Annotated in this window: 14 protein-coding genes; 1 reads left to right on the forward strand and 13 read right to left on the reverse strand. The window is 61.3% G+C overall.

Annotated elements, in window-relative coordinates; all coding sequences use genetic code 11:
• Nucleotides 1–49: 49 nt before the first annotated feature.
• The 13 genes from DKK75_RS06490 to rpsO form a co-directional block, all read right to left on the reverse strand.
• The gene (locus tag DKK75_RS06490) at nt 50–1,270 is read right to left on the reverse strand and encodes a 3-deoxy-7-phosphoheptulonate synthase (protein WP_110452623.1); all 1,221 of its coding nucleotides are present in this window, start codon (nt 1,268–1,270) and stop codon (nt 50–52) included.
• Between the two features lie 20 nt (nt 1,271–1,290).
• Entirely contained in the window at nt 1,291–2,433 is a 1,143-nt protein-coding gene (locus DKK75_RS06495) for a 3-deoxy-7-phosphoheptulonate synthase (protein WP_110452819.1), read from the reverse strand.
• 144 nt (nt 2,434–2,577) lie between these two features.
• Nucleotides 2,578–3,942: a C1 family peptidase gene (locus tag DKK75_RS06500; RefSeq protein WP_110452624.1), complete on the reverse strand. Its 1,365-nt coding sequence runs from the start codon at nt 3,940–3,942 to the stop codon at nt 2,578–2,580.
• A gap of 114 nt (nt 3,943–4,056) precedes the next feature.
• On the reverse strand, nt 4,057–4,953 hold the full coding sequence (locus tag DKK75_RS06505; RefSeq protein ID WP_181414492.1) for a CPBP family intramembrane glutamic endopeptidase: 897 nt from the start codon (nt 4,951–4,953) through the stop codon (nt 4,057–4,059).
• A 310-nt stretch (nt 4,954–5,263) separates the two neighbouring features.
• Nucleotides 5,264–6,994 carry a cell division protein gene (locus DKK75_RS06510; protein WP_110452626.1) on the reverse strand — a complete coding sequence of 577 codons (1,731 nt, stop codon included), beginning with the start codon at nt 6,992–6,994 and terminating at the stop codon, nt 5,264–5,266.
• Between the two features lie 144 nt (nt 6,995–7,138).
• A complete protein-coding gene (locus tag DKK75_RS06515) occupies nt 7,139–7,867 on the reverse strand; it encodes a pyroglutamyl-peptidase I (protein ID WP_110452627.1) in 729 nt (242 codons plus the stop codon).
• A 22-nt stretch (nt 7,868–7,889) separates the two neighbouring features.
• Nucleotides 7,890–8,681, reverse strand: coding sequence for an IspD/TarI family cytidylyltransferase (locus tag DKK75_RS06520; protein WP_110452628.1), 792 nt, complete (start codon nt 8,679–8,681; stop codon nt 7,890–7,892).
• A 120-nt stretch (nt 8,682–8,801) separates the two neighbouring features.
• Nucleotides 8,802–9,785, reverse strand: a complete 984-nt coding sequence (locus tag DKK75_RS06525; RefSeq protein ID WP_110452629.1) for a polyphenol oxidase family protein — start codon at nt 9,783–9,785, stop codon at nt 8,802–8,804.
• Entirely contained in the window at nt 9,782–10,663 is an 882-nt protein-coding gene (locus DKK75_RS06530) for an aldo/keto reductase (RefSeq protein WP_110452630.1), read from the reverse strand. Before DKK75_RS06530 ends, DKK75_RS06525 begins: the two co-directional genes overlap by 4 nt.
• A gap of 78 nt (nt 10,664–10,741) precedes the next feature.
• The gene (locus DKK75_RS06535) at nt 10,742–12,994 is read right to left on the reverse strand and encodes a DUF2207 domain-containing protein (RefSeq protein ID WP_110452631.1); all 2,253 of its coding nucleotides are present in this window, start codon (nt 12,992–12,994) and stop codon (nt 10,742–10,744) included.
• Nucleotides 12,991–13,575, reverse strand: coding sequence for a LemA family protein (locus DKK75_RS06540; protein ID WP_110452632.1), 585 nt, complete (start codon nt 13,573–13,575; stop codon nt 12,991–12,993). The genes DKK75_RS06535 and DKK75_RS06540 overlap by 4 nt, the downstream gene beginning before the upstream one ends.
• An 80-nt stretch (nt 13,576–13,655) precedes the next feature.
• On the reverse strand, nt 13,656–16,427 hold the full coding sequence (locus DKK75_RS06545) for a polyribonucleotide nucleotidyltransferase (protein ID WP_110452633.1): 2,772 nt from the start codon (nt 16,425–16,427) through the stop codon (nt 13,656–13,658).
• A gap of 256 nt (nt 16,428–16,683) precedes the next feature.
• Complete coding sequence (gene rpsO / locus DKK75_RS06550) at nt 16,684–16,953, reverse strand: 30S ribosomal protein S15 (RefSeq protein ID WP_024626835.1); 270 nt, start codon at nt 16,951–16,953, stop codon at nt 16,684–16,686.
• A gap of 477 nt (nt 16,954–17,430) precedes the next feature.
• Here rpsO and DKK75_RS06555 point away from each other — a divergent pair, with 477 nt between their 5' ends.
• Complete coding sequence (locus DKK75_RS06555; RefSeq protein WP_110452634.1) at nt 17,431–17,760, forward strand: DUF4176 domain-containing protein; 330 nt, start codon at nt 17,431–17,433, stop codon at nt 17,758–17,760.
• The last annotated feature ends 28 nt before the right edge of the window (nt 17,761–17,788 follow it).

A 17,788-nucleotide genomic window follows, 5' to 3' on the forward strand; every position in this document is an offset into this window, starting at 1 on the left:
ATGATTTCATCCGCAACTGCGGCCCGACCAGCCTACTGCAGACCTCGCATCAACGAGCCGAGCTTCGGCGACGGTCCACTGCGCTTGCCAGCTCCTCCAGCAGCTCCTGAGTGTCCGGCCAGGAGATACAGCGGTCGGTGATCGAACACCCATAGACCAGTTGATCCAGCGGAGCCGGTTTTTGATTGCCTCCACGTATGAAGCTCTCCATCATCAGGCCGGTGACGCCCTCCTCGCCGTCGCCTATTCGCTGGGCAAGTTCGCGAACGACTTGGATCTGGCGCCTCTCGTCCTTGCCTGAATTGCCATGCGAGGCATCGATGATCAGTCCGTGGGCAGCCGCGCTATCCATGGGCATACGCTGGCGCAGCACGGCCAGAGCCGCCCGCACTGAATCCTGATCATAGTTGGGTCCGGACTTGGAGCCGCGAAGAACCAGATGGCAGTCGGGATTGCCCATGGTCGCCACGGCTGCGGCCTGGCCCTCATGGTCTATCCCGAAGAAGGTGTGGCGCTGAGATGCCGCGTAGCAGGAATCAATGGAAACATCCACACTGCCATCCGTAGCGTTCTTGAAGCCGATGGGCATGGACATGCCGCTGGCCAGCTGCCGATGCACTTGGCTTTCCGTGTTTCTGGCCCCGATGGCCCCCCAACTGACCGCGTCGGAGATGTACTGGGGCGATGTAGGCTCCAGAAATTCCGTGGCCGCCGGAAGTCCGGTTTCCAATACGCCCAGCAGGATGCGCCGTGCCAGGACCAGGCCCTTCTGGATATTATGGCTGCCGTCCAGGTCGGGATCATTGATCAGGCCCTTCCAGCCGACCGTGGTCCTGGGCTTCTCAAAGTAGACCCGCATGACGATCAGCAGCCGATCCTTCAACCGCTCATTGACAGCCGCTAGACGACGGGCATAGTCCAGTGCAGCCTCCGGGTCATGAATGGAGCAGGGGCCCACAATGACCAGCAACCGGTCATCCCGGCCATGCAGACAGCCCACAATCTCCTGCCGGGAGCGAATGACCAGATCCTTAGCCGATCCATTCAGAGGGTATCGGGTCAGCATCTGCGCAGGCGAAGGCAAGCGGTCAAGCTCAAAGACCCGTCTATTGACGATCCGACCTATGCCTACCTCGTCCTCCCACCTGGGCAGGTTCCCAGTCTGCAAGGGATTGACTCCGGCCGCCAGCGCCTTGTGCACCAGTTCAACCTCGTAGGCCTTGCTGGGTCGGGGCAGAGGCTCCTGTGGCTCATCCTTCATCCGACTCATGCCTTCTCCTTGTCCACCCATCAGGACCGGACCTCTCGACGAGCTTGGACGGCATCGGCCAGGATCTGCAGCAGTTCCTCGGTCCTGTCCCAGGAGATGCAGGCATCTGTGACGGATCTGCCGAAGACCAGCTGATCCAGTGGGGCCGGTTTCTGGTGGCCGCTCTCAAGAAAGCTCTCCATCATGATGCCCGACAGGCCCTGCTCGCCGTTGGCGAGACGGTCTGCCAACTCCTCGACCACCTGGGCTTCACGTACGGGGTCCTTGCCGCAGTTGCCGTGGGCGGCATCAACGATCAGACCCCGACAGGCGCCAGGGCCCAGCGGCGCCTGGTGGATGGCCTCCAGGGCGGACCGGACGGATTCGGGATCGTAGTTGGGACCGTGACTGGAACCACGCAGAATCAGGTGGCAGTCCGGGTTGCCCCTAGTCTCAGCAGCGATGACATGACCGTCCAGGTTGATGGACAGGAAGTGATGCTCAGAGGACGCAGCCAAGCAGGAATCGACCGCAGCCTCTACGCTGCCCTCGGTCGAGTTTTTGAAGCCCATGGGCATGGACATGCCGCTGGCCAGCTCCCTGTGAACCTGACTCTCCGTGTTCCGAGCGCCGATGGCCCCCCAGCTGACCGCATCAGAAAGATACTGTGGAGTGATGGGATCCAGCCATTCCGTGGCCGCCGGAATCCCCTGGCCCAGGACCTGCCAGAGCACTTGACGGGCCAGGCGAATCCCCTTGCGAATGTTGAATGATCCGTCCAGGTCGGGGTCATTGATCAGGCCCTTCCAGCCGACCGTGGTCCTGGGCTTCTCAAAGTAGACCCGCATGACGATCAGCAGCCGATCCTTCAACCGCTCATTGACAGCCGCTAGACGACGAGCGTACTCCAGTGCAGCCTCCGGGTCATGGATGGAGCAGGGCCCGGTGATGACCAGAAGCCGGTCATCGCGTCCATGCAGAACTTCCCGGATGGCCTGGCGGGAATCACGGACAAGCCCCATTCGCTCTTGGTCCAATGGGCGCGAACGCAAAAAGACCCTGGGCGCTGGGATGGGATCCAACTGACGGATGTTGACATCCACCGTTTCGGGAAAGACGGCCGTATCGGCAAAATACTGCCGCTCCTCTTCCGGGATGATATCCGGTTCCTTGACGAATGCCACGGTCGCTCTCCTCTCTGTCATACTTCAACGATCATGCCCGAATTCCTTATGACCGCCCACATCCGGGCCACTGCAGACGGTCCGTTCCCGCGACCCTTAGAGACTCACGGGAACGAACAGTTATATGGAAATAGGTACAGTTGCTCAGGCCAAGGCACCCATGGGATCCCAGGCAGGCAGCATGATGGCCTCTTGGTCGAAGGCCTGACGATACTGGTCAGACAGCATGGACTTGGGCACGGCCACCTCGTAGACATACTGGCTGAACCAGTCGTCGCTCATGGTGAAGTAGCCCTTGTTGGCGATGTCGCTCCCCCAGGAGTTCTCAACGCGCCAACGGTTGGTGGTACGGCCGTCGTCGGCCACATCCACTCCCACGAATGCCATGGCATGGTTTTGGGCCGAATCGCCGAAGCGCACCCGCTGCTCCTTGTCCATGTCAAAGTCCACACCGTAAACCCGGCCATACTCGAACAGGTCGGTGGCCCACTGACCGGCCTTGCGGTCCATCATGGGATGGCAATCGGCGCCGAACCAGACCGGCAGGCCCTGCTCGCTCATCAGACGACGGGCACAGTCCTTCATGACCTCCACAGGAACGTTCAGATATTCGGTGGGATCGCCGCCAGCCACGTTGCCCAGGTGCTCGATGCCGATCTTGCGACCCTTGGGATGCTCAGGACGCGGATCATCAACCAGGCAGACATAGTCCTCAAGTCCGGCATCCACGTAGCGCTTCCAGAACTCCTGCGGAGTGATCCGCCCATCCCGGTGGAAGACGCCGTCCTTGTCGGTCCACTCCCAGTCGAAGCTGGTGGGCGGGGTGCCCAGATGAATAGTCAGCATACGGTGACCAGCCTCCAGGGTCCGATCAATGATCTCGTCGATGCTGTCCGGGTTGGCCACCATGTGAGCCGTGGCCTGATGCAGGAGACGACGCAGCTGATCGTTCATCTGGCTGGTGTTCTGGGAGGATGCGGTCTCGGGATAGAACTGCTTGGGCACCGCACCGTACTTCTTGTAGATGTTCATGGCCATGATCCACTGGCCGCCATCGCCCATGACATCGCTCATCAGGAAGCGCATGAGCTGGGAGTCGACTGGCTCGCCGGCACGCACCAGGGCAGCCACGTCGCGCAGGAAGTAGTTGACGCGCTCAAGCTTGTCATAGTACATGGCGTAGTTCTGGGACAGCTCGAAGTCGCCCATAGGATTGGCAGTGCTTTCGCCATCAATGTTCAGAGCCTTGCGAGCCACGAACCGGGCCACGTTCAGCGAGCTGAAGAGCCAGCAGCGACCGGAATGAGCCTGCGAGGTGACCGTGCCGTTATCGATGCTGACCGAAAATCGGTGCTGGAGCAGGCGGGAGCGATTATAGTTGTGGGCCACTTCGTCGATGCCTACCTGAGTGACGGCGTTCATGGCGACGTGGTTGGCCTCTCGACCATCGAAAGCGGAGCGCAGGCCCTCCAAACGGGTCTGATCCAGTGGTGTCAGTACTGATGTCATACGGTCTGTCCTTGTTTCCTTTCATGCGGATGTATCTGCATCCCTGCATCCAGCATAGCGGGAATCGGTCATCGGGGATTCGCCTGGTGGAGGATGTGGACAGCTGTACCTATGTCAAGCCAAGGAAAAGCGCTGGGCCGCATTGATCGCGGCCAGAACGACCAGGACGGCCAACCCAAGGGAGATCCAACCCCGATAGGTGCCGGAGCGTGAACGATTGGCGCGCAGATGGTCTGCCAGGCGTCCCCGAATCAGCCAGAGGACCGCCAGTCCTCCAACCAGGCCCAGAAGGGTCATTCCCTGGTTGATCATCATGGCGGTGCGGGCAGGCACCGTCTGGGTCAGCCACATCATGGCATCAGCCAGAACCAGGTTGTTGAAGATATGCAGAGCCATGGACCAGAGGATGGAGTATTCCATGGCGACGACGCCCAGAACCAGACCCAACAGGAAGGTGAACAGACTCTGGGTGATGTCTCCGTGCAGACAGGCGAAGATAAAGGAGGAGGTGACGATGGCGAAGGTCCGTCCGTAGGGCCGCAGTCGGCCCATGACCACGCCGCGCAGCAGGAGCTCTTCGACGATGGGCACCAGAACAGCCGTATCAAGGGGCGACAGGAACCCATGCTGGCCCGCCGCTATCTGGGAAGTGGTGGAATGGTAGACCAGCCCCAGAGCCTGGGATCCCTGGTTGACCACCCAGGTAAAGCCGATCTCGATGCTGCTGGCCAGCATGATCAGCAGGATGGCCCCGATCAGCACGGCCGGTCCTGGATTGGTCTGAGCCTTGTACTGGACAGGGTGGGAGCCGCGGCCAAGCAGATCCTGGCCACGGGTGCCGAAAAGAAAGACCAACATGACCAGATCGCCCAGCAGATCGCCCAGCCCCGGCTGGCGGGCGATGCCCAGGGCTGCAGCCACTGAGGGCAGATTCAGAACCCCGGCAATCAGGTTGGCGACCACCAAATACACTATGGCGTAGAGGGATTGCAGGTCCACCCCGCGACGCACCTGGGCGCCCCATGAGGATGGGGACCACGGGGCTGTGCTCGGTCCTCCTTGCCTGTCCGCGCCCGTCTCGATCGACTCCGTGGCAGGTGAATCTGATGATGACTGATTCGGCTGCTGCATGATGTCCCCCAACCCTGTGACCTTTGGCCTGCACCCCTTTGTCACCGACTCTAGGCCACAGCAAGGGCTTGGATCGAGATTGACACCCGTGCCTGTTTCGGCCTGCGGCCAGGCAGCTCCCAGGCAAGATAAAGGCCGGGTCGCAGATCATGCCTGCGACCCGGTCTTGAAGAATAATGCCGTCTGCTGATCAGTCCCCATCTGTCGGGGTAGCGTTACCCTTGATGCGCGGAATGATCGTAGTCTCCTGGTCCGCGACCGCCTTCTCCACCCGTCCGTCTTTAGCCCGAGCCGGCGCATCATCAGTCTTGGCGGGTGCTTTGGGCAATATGCTCGGCGCCGGAGAGGGCAGGACCTGAGTCGGCATATTGGCCGAAGGTCGGGCGGTCGCAGCCGTGCTGGCCTCATTCGCTGAATCGCCGTCGGAATCACTCGCTACGTCATCAGCAGGCTGGTTCGCCGCCACGGAATCGACCGATGACTGAGGGTCTTCTTTCTGCGCGTCTGCAACTGACTGGTCGGCGGTCTGATCCTCACTTTCAGCCTTCGAAGAAGCCACCGAAGCCGAAGAAGCAGGAGCCGGAAGCGCAACTGCAGCAGGCACGGCATTGACCACGGGCATGCTAGGCGCTTGCCCCTCGTCCTGGTCCTTGACCACAGCCTCTTCGTGGAAGCCGTCGAAGTTGCCAAAGGACTTGGAGAAGATGTTCCTCAGCTCGTCGACCCGAGCGGTGATGGTGGCTTCGCGGTGCTGCAGCATGGCGATATTGTCTTTAAGCCCGTCCAGCTCAGCCTGGGCAGCCTTGCGATGGGCGTCGACTTCGGCCTGGGCGCGCTGCTTGGCCTCCTCCAGCAGCTGGCTGGCCTTGCGCTCGGATTCCTCCCGTTTGAAGGATGCGAACGAATCAGCATCCTTGCGGGTGACCTTGGCCTGTTCGATCAGCTCCTGCGTCTCCTTCTCGGTCTTGACTCGCCGTTCCTCCAGGCTCTTGAGGAGTTCGCTCACCTTCTTGGTGGCATCCTCCTGCTGGGCGGCGATGTCGGAGCGGATCTGCTCAGCCTCGGCGTTGACCTTGGCCATGGTCTGAGCACTGGTGACCTTGGACTCGTCCACAATCTGCTGAGCCTCCGACTGAGCCTTGTCGGTGATCTCCGAGGCCTGACGACGGGCATCATTCAGGCTCTTGGAGACCTGCTCACGCACATCGGCAAGCTTCTTGTTGGCCTCCGCCAGGGCCTTCTGGATCTGATCGTTGGCATCCTTCTTGAGCTTGGCGATCTCCTCGTCGTTCTTGCGGCGCTTGTCAGCGATCTCCTTGGCGACCTTGGCCTTCTGTTCGGATAGCTCCTTGTCCTGGGTGGCCTTGCTGGTAGCCAGCCGCTTCTCATGCTCCTCGCGGGAGTTCTGCAGCTCCAGATCCAAAGCCTGGCGGCGTTCGGCCACGACCTTATCGGCTGCGGTCTTGCTCTGTTCGCTCTGCTGCTTGGCGGTTGTGGTGACGGTCTTGGCTTCGTCATTGGCGGCTTCAACGATCGACTTGGCCTTGGCGCTGGCCTCGTCCACGATGCGCTTGGCTTCAAGGCGAGCCTCGTTGACCAGGGTAGTTGCCTTCTCCTGGGCGGAGGTCTTAGCGGATGCTGCATCCTGCTTGGCGCGGTTGAGCAGCTCAGTGCTGGTCTGCTCGGCCGAAGCCAGCAGCTGCTGGGCATTGGCCCCCAGGGAAGCGAAGGAGTTGCGAGGCTGTTCAACCTTGCGGGATTTGACCTCCTGCAGCTCTGCCTCCAGCTTCAGGATGCGATCATCATCGGTCTTGATCTGCTGACGCAGCCGGGCCAGATTGCTCCGCGAGGCCGCCAGGGCCTGGTCGACCCGCTCCTTGTCATAGCCTCGCAGGACAACGGGAAATTGATCTTCGGCCATGAAAATGCTCCTCTTCGTCACCAGGACATGCCGGCCCGCGACAAGGGTGTCTTCGGCCGGGTGTTTTACCTTGAACTCTACCCTATGATCCGTCGAAACTCGCTGTCGGACGTATCGCCGACACATTGACCTTACATACCGGTCTTAGGCAATAAGAATGGGGCTGGAGGAGGGTCTCCGGTAGTAGCGGATGGTCTCATTGACCACCTCGCGCACAGCCTGTATCTGCTGGTTCAGAGGCAGACCCCACTCCTGGCCGCCGCCTTCGTTGACCAGGGGCAGGCTGACGAACCCCGCCAGGACATCAGTATGACCAGCAGCCCATGCCAGCAAATTGTAGAAGAGCGCGTTACAGACATAAGTGCCCGCGTCCGAGCTCAGCGTGGCGGGGATGCCGCAGGTGCCGAAGTCATGCAGGATGGCTCTCAAGGGCAGGCGAGTCCAGTAGGCGGCTGGACCCTGGGGATCGATAGGCTGGCGGCCGGTCTCGCAGACGATACCCCGAGGCTCCTGCTTCCCGGAATTTTGACGGTCATCCGCATCGTCAGCGTCATCCTCCTTGAGGTTGACTGCGCAACGCTCCATGGCGATTCCACGAGCCCGACGCTTGAGCCCTGTGGCGATGATGATGTCGGGCTGCACCCGCTCTATGGCCTCATGCAGTATGGGCCAGGCCTTGGCGAAGCTGACGGGCATGGTGACGGAGGAAATCGCCAAGTCCACGCCCTCCAGAGGATCCTCCTCGGTGGGGCCGACTGGCCGCATGCCCTCCATGCCATGATCGGCCAGAGCCTGTGAGACCTGATATGAGGGGTTGACATCAACACCCTCGTAATGGTCGTATCCGGCGACGATGACCTTGATCTGCTCCATGTGCCCCATGGTACACAGGGCTTCACCCGGCCAGGGAGCCTGCAATCAATTCAGCCATGGGTACGTCCGAAGGCAGGGTGATCTTCATGTTGTTCACGCTGCCGGCCACAATGGCCACCGGCTCGTCGGGCAGGCGGTCCACCACCACCCGGGTGTCATCGGTGGGATGGAAGTTGGGATCTGCAGCGGCCAGGTCATAGGCCTTGCGGAGGGTGCCAAAACGGAAGGCCTGCGGGGTCTGAGCCCGGAACATATTGTCACGGTCAGGCACCTGACGCACCACCTTGCGCTCACCCAGGTCGCCGGCCATCAGCATGGTATCGGTCGAGGCCACGGCCACGGTCGCGGCATTGAACGTATCCAAGGCATCGATGCAGCCATCGATGGACTCTTGGGCGACGAAGGGCCGTACCGCATCGTGGATGAGCAACTTGGCATCCTGCGGAATCTCCGCCTCGGCCAGGACCTGCAGGGCCGCCTCGGTGCTATCCATGCGCTCGACGCCGCCCTTGATGACCATGCGAACCTTGTCGTAGGTGTCATCGCCCACAATGGTTTCGACAGCCTCTCGCACTCGATCATTGACCACGACCAGGATGTCGGTGACGCGGGCATTAGCCTGGAAGGCCTCGATGGACCAGGCGATGATGGGCTTGCCGCCTACCTGCACCAGCTGTTTGGGATTGTTCTGGTCGAAACGAACGCCCAGCCCGGCCGCCAGAATCACCGCCACAACAGGCTTGCGCTGCTCCTCCGGCTCCTCGTTGTCCTGATCCGCCTCGGACGGGGCTGCTGACGCTCTGCTCTCACTCATAGGTTCAACGGTACTCACGCCGCAGAGAAAAGTGGCGCAGACCCGGCGCTATCTGCACCGAAAATCTGCACCAGACACCTGCCCAAATTGCCAGCGGCAGGATCAATCAACCCTGCATCTTCAGGCATCGGCCAAAATAAGGGCCAACATGCGGCCCTCCCCCGCCTTGCCGGCCAGCGAGGCCCTGCGGTGGGAGTACCAGAGCGGGTTCTCCAAGGTACACAGCGGTCGACGCAGATCCTCAAGACGCTTCGACAGGGAGGGACCTTCGCGATCCTGGTCGCACAATTCTCCCATGTCCGGATCCTGACGCAGATAGCTGGTGGCAGCCCCAACCCGGGGGGCGGAGTCAACGATCCGCGTCACTCCCGCCGCTTTCAGCTCCATCCTGGCTGCGGAAGCGATGTCAATGGCGATTCCGCCGAATCGACAGGGGCCGGATGCGCCGGGGAAACGCTGCTCGAAGTCATCAGCCAGGTCCGTGCCCACCTGATAGCAGGCAGCGCAGATCCGAGGCCCCAGGGTCGCCACGATCCGGGAAGGGTCAGCGCCCTTGCCGGCCATGGCCCGGACTGTGGTCGGAATGACTCCGGCAACCAAACCACGACGGCCACAGTGGGCCGCCCCCATCACGCCGGCCTTGGAGTCGGCCAAAAGCACAGGGAGGCAATCAGCAGCGAAGATGCCCAAGGCCAGGTCACGACGGGTGGTCACCTGTGCATCAGCCTCGCAGCGCCCAAGGGGCTGAGCCTGATCGGCATCCCAGACTCGGGCCGAATGGACCTGGTCCACCAGAACTATGGTGCGGCCCAACTGACGACCCAGGGCCTGACGGTTAGCAGCCACTGCCTGTGGGTCATCGCCGCCCTTGCCGCCCAGATTCAGCTGAGCATAATCGCCCGAGGAGACCCCGCCCAGCCTGGTGGTGTAGACCACCTTGACTCCTGGCGCCAAGGCTATGGGAATGGTGACGGGTATCGGACGGCCTTGACCGTCCAGCGCCGCCAGGGGACTGCTGTCCAGCAAGGTCCGTTCCCGATCCCAGGATTCACCGCTCTGAACGCTCTGAGCATCCTGCTCGACTGGCTGGGACTCGAGACTCATGCAGTCGCCGCCCGGTTCAGACGGTCCATCTCCTCGTTGCTCAGCTCCATGTCGACCGCCTGCAGGGAGTCCAGAATGGTGGCCGCCCTGTGAGCCCCGGGAACCACAAAGACGTTGCGGTTCTGCGACAGCTCCCAGGCCAGGACCACGCGCTGGTGGGAGACCCCGCGCTCCTGGGCCACCTGCCGGAAGGCATCATAACGGGTTTCGTCCTTGGGCGCTCGGAAGCCTCCCAGGGGGCTCCAGCAGACGAAGGCCAGCCCCAGTTCGGCAGCATGGTCCAACTCCTGGCGGGAGCTGGTGAAGGTAGGCGAGAACTGGTTCTGCACGGCTACGAGGTCATCGCCCAGAATCTGATGGGCCAGGTCCATCCGCTCGATGTCTACGTTGGAGACGCCCAGGGTCCGAGTCACGCCCTGTTTAGCCAGCTCGGCCATGGCCTCCAGTGATTCCTGGTAGGGCACCTGCGGATCGGGCCGGTGCAGGTAGAGCAGGTCGATGGTGTCCACGCCCAGGGCCTGGGCAGATTCCTTGGCGTGCTGGATCAGGCTCTCCGGCCGACCATCCACAGCCCAGGTGGGCCGACCATCGGTGAAGTTGCGGTAATGTCCCACCTTGGTGGCCACCAGCACATCCTGACGAGGTCCCTGCCAGGAGTCCAAAGCCTGGCGAACCAGTCGTTCATTGGTCTGCTCAGGGCCGCCTGATTCGTAGTAGGACCAGGCGGTATCCAGATGCCGGCAACCGGCATCCAGGGCCTGGTGGATGACATCGATGGCCGTTGCCCGGTCCGGCTTGCCCTCGATGGACAATCCCATGCAGCCCAGTCCGACCGCTGTCGTAGTAAAGGGCCCCAAGGCCCGCATCGACGATGTCATGCATGTACTCCCGTCTTGTAGATTGAGGCCGACTCCGATGCCGCCGGCCTCCCATCGAGCTTAGCTGGCGGCCCGGTCTCAGCGGCCGCCGAAGGAACCACCACCGGAACCACCGCCAGAACCACCGAAGGAACCACCGCCGCTGCCAAACCCACCAACACCGCTGCCAGGGCCATTGCCGCTGGCCTGACCGATCAGGCCGCCGATCTGTTCGAGTCCCTGGGCCAATTGAGTGCCCAGATCAATAACGCCGCCTTGACCGAGCAGCGAATTGGCAGCCAATACTTCAGAGCCACCCAGAGAGGAAGCCGCCGGAACATTCTGACTATACGGCAGGAAGGTCCAGTAGAGCAGGCTGCCGCGAGCATTGTCATTCAGCCAGGCATAGTCGGTCAGTTCAGGGCTGGACTGAGCCAGCTGAGTAACGACTCGGTCGCTGATGCCGAAGGCCGCAGCGTAAACCAGGTAACGGTCCCAGAGCACCAGATCCTCCACGCCCCGATGACTGAAATCACTGAAGTCCAGCAGATAACGCCGAAGCCCTGACACCTGGCCGGCCATGAGCTGCCCATTCCTGCTGAGCACCTGCGAACAGCCATAGCGCACGGAGAATGCTGCCACGGCCACCAGAAGCACGGCCAAGGGCGCACGCACCAGCACAGTGCCCGGCAGGAATCCGGCCAGCAGAATGAAGGCAGCCAAGAGCACGGCCAGGAAGGCCAGGACCCCTATACCATGGCGGTAGGCGCGCAGGTCGGCATTGTTGGTCTCATACTTGACAGCCTTATCGAAAGTCTTCAGGTAGAGCCTGCCAGGACCGGCTTCGGTACTGGAAAAGAGCGCGATCATCTCATATAGGTCGAAGCGCTTATCCTCGGAGCCCATCATGGCGCAGGCACCCTCCAGCATGGTCAGGCAGGCTTCCTCGCTGAAGGACAGAGCCAGGGAGGCTCGATCCTGACTGCAGACCGGATTGATAACCACCTCCATGGACTGCTTCTTGCCTTTATGGAGCAGCGAGCGCATCGCCTTGGTCACGGATCCTCCGCCGGAATTCGCTCGGCCCTCATGCTTAACCGGGATCAGAGCAATGGCACGTTTGGAAGCGAGCGAGAGAATGGTGGCTGACAGTTGTCTGCCGATAGGGGATTCTCGGGTCAGCATCAGATCATTGACAACGGCGGCCACAGCCGGTGACAGACCAGGAGGCTGACGGTAGTAGATAATATCGCCTCGGTACTGGGAGTCCCCATAGGTGCGGAAGGCCTGCCAGAGCATCACTGCAATCAGCGCGATAGCAGCCAGCACGGCCAGGACGCCAGCCAAAAGTCCGATCCGCGCCCGTCTGGTCTGCTCAGCGTGCCAGCGCTCGTACTGCTGGCGCTCCTGCTCGACAATGCGGTCACGTGCCGGCTGAGAGTCGGTCCTGACCACCGAGGAAGTCCTCCCCGCATCGAAGAGCACCACCAAATCCAAATGCTGGCCCGGCTCGATGCGGTCTGCGGAGAATTGGATGCGGCTGTCATCCCCCACCTGGTAGGAGCCCCTGCCAGCGAAGTGTAGCCAGGCCTTGGCGTCCTTGCCCTTCTCCGTTCCTGTCTGCTTGGGAAGCTTGACATTGGCGCTCATATGCTCAACGGGAATCTGGTTGGTGCCGCCTACAGGCTCCCATTGGAATTCAGCCACATCGGGATGGGCAGTGGTGACCCCGTGGAAGGTCATGTCAATGCGGAAGCGCCGCCCTGAATCCTTGGCAGTCTGTGGAATGTTCCAGCCCAGCTCCACCTGGCACTGGTTTCCTTGATCGCCGCAGGCGGAGCCTTGGCCCGCATCGCCCGGATTGTAGGATTCCAGCCCCGAATCCGAGACCGTGCCCATATACCAGGTGCCAGCCATGGTCTTGTCCCAGTCGGGAACTTGATCGAGGTTATCAGGATCCTTCGGCGGGTCGGCCTGCCTATATGCGGAGCCGTTGGTCAGATCACTCACGCTTATGTCGCTTATACCGGTCAGCCGGTCAGGCTTGATCTGATAGCGCTGGTAGAGCTCCCGCCAAGGACGTTCATCGCCATTGCCATCCTCACGGGAATTCATAGTGACGGTAAGGTTCTGGCTGATACGCAAATCGCCATTGCCCAGGACCTGGACATCGTAATCGACTGAATCGTATACCAGGTCGGGCTGATTCCTATTAAAGACCAGCAGGGCAGTGGCTAGACACGTCACCAAGGCTGCCACCAGAGCCAGCGCCAAGGCTCGGAAAAAGCGGGAGGTGCTCCAGAAGGGGTGGCCTGCAACCGGCTTGCTGGAGGACGCTGCTGGTGCGTTCACTGTCCGAAGTCCACAACGGGCGCCTGGCGGCTGCCCTCGTCAGTCTGGAAGTACTGAGCCTGACGGAAGTGGAAAAGCGAGGCGATGATGTTGGAGGGAACCGTCTCAATGCGGGTGTTGAACTTCTGGACAACGTCATTGTAGAACTGCCTGGCGTAGGCGATCTTGTCCTCCAGATCCTTGAGTTGGCGTTGCAGATCCATGAAGTTCTGGTTGGCCTTGAGCTCCGGGTAGGCCTCCGTCCGAGCCATCAGAGTGACCAGAGATTGGCCCAGCCGCTGCTCGGCATCGGCACGTGCCTGCATCTGGTCCCCACCAGCTGTCTGGGCCTGGGCCACATCGGCGCGGGCCTTGGTCACCTCCTCCAGAACAGTGGACTCGTGCGAGGCGTAGCCCTTGACCGTCTGGACCAGATTGGGCACCAGATCGGCACGCTGCTTGAGCTGAACGTCGATCTGCGCCCAGCCATTGGCCACGCGATTACGCAGGTTAACCAGGCCGTTGTAAATGCTGATGCCCCAGATGACCAGCAGCACGATCAGCAGGACGATAACGATAAGCACAATCAGCGATACGGACATGTTCCCTATTCTCTCATGGAAGGGTCTGCATACAAAACGGGACCCCGTCCAATGGAACGGGGCCCCGGCATCAGTGGGAATCAGTCCTCACTGTCGAAGGGATCGAAGTCCCTGCGCACGCGGCGACGGGGACGCTCTGATCGCTCCTCCCGGTCGGCCCGGTACTCGTCGTAGTGCTCGTCGGCGGCATAGCGCGGATTCTCCCTGCGGCCACGGTAGCCGCCACGTCCGGTAGAGCGACGCTCATGACGGCCACGGCGCTCGCCTCGATCATCCCGCTCGGTGCGGATGCTGCGGCCTCGGTGCTCGCCACGACCACGGCCGTTACGATCCTCGTCATCATCGCGGGAGACCCGGCGACGATCGCGGCGGGAGCTACGGTCCTCGTCCTCGAACCAGTCTCCGCCGTCCTCATAGTCGCGGTCGCGGCTCTGACGACGGTGCCGGGGACGATCCTCCTGGTCCTCGTCGTCGTAGTAGCGATCATCACGCTCGGAGCGGGAACGGCGTGGCGCCTCATAACGGTCCTCGCGCTCGGAGGAACGGCTGCGGCGATCACGACGATCACGGTCGCCACGGCCACCGCGATCACGACGGTCACTGCCACGGTCACGACGGTCGCCACGGCCACGGCCTCCTGCGGACTCCTGGTCCTCGAAGCCGGGGATGGCCAAGGAGATCTTGCCGCGGTCGTCCACACCCTGGACGATGACCTCGACGGTGTCGCCCTCCTTGAGGACGTCCTCCACAGAGTCGATGCGTTCGCCGTTGGCCAGGTTACGGATCTGCGAGATGTGCAGAAGTCCGTCGGTGCCGGGGGTCAGGTTGACGAAGGCGCCGAAGCTGGTGATCTTGACCACCTTGCCGTTGAAGGTCTCCCCCGCCTCAGGCACGTGCGGGTTGGCGATCTGGTCGATGACCTCCTTGGCCTTGGCTGCAGCCTCGCCGCCCTCGGAGGCGATGTAGACCGTGCCGTCGTCCTCGATGGAGACATCAGCGCCGGTGTCCTCCTGGATCTGGTTGATCATCTTGCCCTTGGGGCCGATGACCTCGCCGATCTTGTCGACAGGAACCTGGGTGGTGATGATGCGCGGCGCATAGGGGCTCATCTCGGCAGGCCCGTCGATGCACTCGTTGATCACGTCCAGGATGGTGGCCCGGGCTTCCTTGGCCTGCTGCAGGGCGGCTGCCAGGATGTCGGCAGGAATGCCGTCCAGCTTGGTGTCCAGCTGCAGGGAGGTGATGAACTCGGAGGTGCCGGCCACCTTGAAGTCCATGTCGCCGAAGGCATCCTCGGCGCCCAGAATGTCGGTCAGGGTCTTGTAGGTGGGCCGACCGTCGACCTCGCCTGTGACCAGGCCCATGGCGATGCCCGCCACCGGGGCCTTCAGGGGCACGCCGGCAGCCAGCAGAGACAGGGTGGATGCGCAGACGGAGCCCATGGAGGTGGACCCGTTAGAGCCGATGGCCTCGGAGACCTGACGGATGGCGTAGGGGAACTCCTCGCGGCTGGGCAGAACCGGGATCAGTGCACGTTCGGCCAGGTTGCCATGGCCCACCTCGCGGCGCTTGGGCGAACCCACGCGGCCGGTCTCGCCGGTCGAATAAGGTGGCATCTCGTAGTTGTGCATGTAGCGCTTGGTGGTGGGGCCAGACAGAGCATCGATAGTCTGCTCCATCTTCAGCATGTTCAGGGTGGTGACGCCCAGCACCTGGGTCTCGCCGCGCTGGAAGAGGGCAGAGCCGTGCACACGGGGCACCACGTCCACCTCGGCGGACAGGGTGCGGATGTCGCGCAGGCCACGGCCGTCGATGCGGTAGTCCTGGGTCAGGATGCGGCGACGGACGATCTGGCGTTGAAGCTCCTTGAAGGCGTTGCCCAGCTCCTTGTCCTTCTCGGCCTCGTCCATGTCGGTGAACTCGTCAGCCAGAGTCTCGCGGACCTTCTCCTTGATCTCGTGGATTCGATCCTGACGAGGCAGCTTCTCCGCGATGGACAGAGCCAGGTCCAGGTCAGCGTGAGCCACCTGGTCGATGCTCTCATAGAGCTCGTCAGTGTACTCGGGGAAGAGCTGGAAGTCCTTGGTGGGCTTGGCGGCCTTGGCCTTGAGCTCGCTCTGCGCCTCGCACAGAACCTTGATGAAGGGCTTGGCGGCCTCAAGACCCTGGGCGACCACCTCTTCGTCGGGCTTGATCTGGCCCTCGTCATAAATAAGGCTCCAGGCGTTCTTGCCGGCGCCTGCCTCGATCATGGCGATGGCGACATCCCCGCTCTCGACCACACGGCCGGCTACGACCAGCTCGAAGACGGCGCGCTCACGTTCGCTCCAACGGGGGAAAGCCACCCACTGGCCATCGATCAGGGCCAGGCGCAGACCCGAGACCGGGCCCTCGAAGGGCAGACCGGAGATCAGGGTGGAGGCGGAGGCCGCGTTCAGGGCCAGCACATCGTAGGCATCCTCCGGGTTGACAGCCAGGATAGTCTCCACAACCTGAACCTCGTTGCGCAGCGTATGCGGGAAGAGAGGGCGCAGGGGGCGGTCAATCAGCCGGCAGGCCAGGATGGCCTCGTTGGAAGGCCGACCCTCGCGACGGAAGAAGGAGCCGGGGATCTTGCCCGCGGCGTACATCTTCTCTTCCACATCGACAGTCAGCGGGAAGAAATCGTAGTTCTCCTTGGGGCTGGACCCGGCGGTGGTGGTGGACAGCACCATGGAATCGTCATCAAGATAGGCGGCTACTGCCCCATCCGCCTGCTGGGCGAGACGACCCGTCTCGAAGCGCACCGTGCGCCTGCCATATGATCCGTTGTCGATCGTGGCTTCTACAGCCGTGATTTCGGGACCCTCCATAGGGTTCCTCCTTTTGTTTACTGCTTGTTTACTACCTGATGTCAGGATGCTCGGCATCAATTGACTGTCGGAGATCCTTGTACTTCGGTCTGGTCCAGCCGAACCCCATGTCCGGCCATCTTCATGCCTTGCAGACCAGCCTTGCATTTCAGTTCGGCACCATCTTCTGCTTCTGCAACCCCATCCCGGGGTTAACGGTGCCTGGTTCAGTCATGCAAAAGCGCCCGAGCGCTGGGCTCGGGCGAAAGCATGCATATTAGTGGCGCAGTCCAAGACGCTCCACCAGGGAACGGTAGCGGTTGATGTCCACCTTCTTGAGGTAATCCAGCAACCGGCGACGATGGCCGACCATGAGCAACAGACCGCGACGCGAATGATGGTCGTGCTGGTGCTGCTTGAGGTGCTCGGTCAGGTCGGAGATGCGCTTGCTCAGCAGAGCCACCTGGACTTCGGGGGAACCGGTATCGCCCTCATGGGTCGCGTATTCCTTGACGATTGCCTGCTTCTGCTCACTCGTAAGAGCCACGGCTCCTCCTCTTGCATTCTTCCGTTACGCGGTGCACCAGCCCTATGCTGAAGCGCTCTCGATCCGCGGGCGAAACACGCCAAAAATCAATTATACACATTTTGCGGACCAAACAAACAGTGACGGGATCAGCAAAATGAAGGAGAGCACGGCGAGGAAAAGGCGAAAGCTGTACTACGTGAATACACATGTGCCCCCTTATCTCAACTCCACCAATTTCCCTGCTCGACCGTGACGAACCAACACAATCGATTCCTTTCCCTAGCTATGGCACTGCTGCTGTGAACGTGGTTATCGCTTGCACCGTAGCGAAAATTGGATTGGCGCCAATGAGAAATGAGCCATTTCACTCCGATGCAGCGAAGATGTCGTACTGTGCTGCATGAGTCGACCGCGATTTACCGTGTAGTATCATTATAGGTTATTAGAGAAGTTGAAGGAATGTAACTTCATTCATCCATCAAAGAGGAGCGCGTAATGAAGCAACCCGAGCAGGACTCCGTCAAACCAGAAGATACCATTCTTCCTTTGGGATCCGTGGTGAAAACCGGAAGAGACCCAGGTACCCTGCTGGTTATCATCGCCCGCGCTCCGTTGACAGTCATGAATGGAACAACGGGCTACTTTGACTATGGTGCCGTACAATTCCCGTACGGCATGACTGATCCGGCCAAGACCATCTTCTTCAACCGTCCAGACGTCACGGAAATAGTGTTCATGGGATATATCAACGCCGAGGAACAATCCTATGAACGAACATTTGATGAAGTCACCAAATCAACCGACTACCCCCACCTTCATCTCTGATTCAGTTACCGGCCACATAGGACATACT

Origin of the sequence: Bifidobacterium asteroides, from assembly GCF_003202695.1 — a bacterium.
Classification (GTDB): domain Bacteria; phylum Actinomycetota; class Actinomycetes; order Actinomycetales; family Bifidobacteriaceae; genus Bombiscardovia; species Bombiscardovia asteroides_G.